This is a genomic window from Paenibacillus tyrphae (genome assembly GCF_024158745.1).
Taxonomy (GTDB): domain Bacteria; phylum Bacillota; class Bacilli; order Paenibacillales; family NBRC-103111; genus Paenibacillus_G; species Paenibacillus_G tyrfis_A.
The window spans coordinates 1-1,499 of the sequence record NZ_JAMZAW010000060.1 but is presented as its reverse complement, the minus strand read 5'-3'; the positions used below and the strand labels follow the sequence as shown (position 1 = coordinate 1,499).

Sequence of the window (1,499 nt, the reverse complement as noted above, 5' to 3'; positions counted from 1 at the left end):
GGCTCTTCGCTCTACTGGGTGGGTACAATGCAAAATGTTAGTTTCATAACCCCTTCCGCCTTTAAGAGATTTTCAGATGTTGAAACAGCCGTCAAGTAGATCGCTTGACGGCTGCTTCAACATCTGAAGCGGGGTCAGAAGGCGGTAAGGGGATTTATGCTCGTCGTGCCGCGAGCTCCGGAAGACGGAGCTTATTGGCGGTCATGTAGACCATCGTAATTAAGTTTTCCACGTTACGGTAGCCTCTGGCTCGACGTTTGGCTGCTTGTACCAGCCCATTTATGCCTTCCAGCAAACCGTTCGTCATTTTGCTGTGGAACCAACGCAGGATCCCTTTTTCATGTTGCTTCATGGTTTTGGCTAGGCTTACCATCGGTGGAAGCTGGGAACGTGTTGCCCAACCAATCCATTCCCGAAGAGATAGATCTGCAAATACGTGAGGAGTCGTCCAAAGCTCTTGCAAGGCAAGTTTCAACCGGTATGCGCGTCCAGTCAGCAGGTTGCTATCCTTCAGGCGATGCAGGGTTTCCTTTTGCTCCGCTTTCAGATTTACTTCATTTTTCAGCCAGATGTATTTGGTTCGTTTCAGTTCGGGTTTTTGCTTCTGTTCCTGGATGCGCACCTCATCGACCGCTTCACCAATCAGCTTCATCACATGAAATTTATCAAAGGTAATTTCCGCTTTCGGGAAATACTCTTCAATACCGCGGATAAATGCGGGGGACATATCGCAGCAGACCTCTTCGATTGCGTCCGCAGCTACGCCTTTTTCTGCAAGGTGGCCTTTGAAGCATTCCAAGGTATCCATTCCTTTACCTTCCGTGGCAAAGAGGACAACCTTTCGGTCTACGTCCACGAACAAGGTAATGTAGCGGTGACCGCGTCTGGAGGATGTCTCATCAATGGCGATGCGTTTTACCTTCGTAATATCAAGCTCCGACATGGCTTTATCCACGTAGTGGTGGAAAATCCGCCACATACGGGTATCATGCTCCCGTAGTTCCCGGGCTGCCGCGTTAACCGGCATTTCGGCCATCAAGCGCATGGCCCATGCTTCAAACAGCAAGGTGAAATGCGAAAGGGGTCTTGCCCACTTGGCATACACCTGGGTTACTTTGTTGCAAGAAGTACACTTCACTCTTGGCATTCTCGCATGCATAAAGGTTTTCCAGTCCCAGAAATCCAGATGCCGCCAATGCTTTATATCGCTGTCATAGGCTCTACACTCAGTGCCACACAAGGGGCATGCAAAGATAGCGCCTCGCTTAAAATCCAAATGCAGGTGCCAAGCTTGATCCTGATTGTCAAATTCAATATGCGTCAGCTTCCATGGTTCTTCCAATTGCAAAGCCACTTTAAACATGTCCATGATCAAGTTTTCACTACTGCTTAAAGAGTTCCGCATCGTCAATCCGCTCCTATTAACGTATTACTGAGCAGTATTGACTCTTTTTCTATGATTCAGACTTTAAGCCATTAAGTATAGCGACGAAGCATAA

The 1,499-nt window shown here is 48.1% G+C and carries 1 protein-coding gene; it reads right to left on the bottom strand.

The features are described from left to right. Window positions 1–154: 154 nt before the first annotated feature. Window positions 155–1,405: an ISL3 family transposase gene (locus tag NI000_RS36475; RefSeq protein WP_253416164.1), complete on the bottom strand. Its 1,251-nt coding sequence runs from the start codon at window positions 1,403–1,405 to the stop codon at window positions 155–157. Window positions 1,406–1,499: the final 94 nt, after the last annotated feature.

What these genes read in the sequence shown, in the direction of transcription:
- NI000_RS36475 (WP_253416164.1), bottom strand. Translation starts at nt 1,405, where the DNA reads ATGCGGAACTCTTTAAGCAGTAGTGAAAACTTGATCATGGACATGTTT.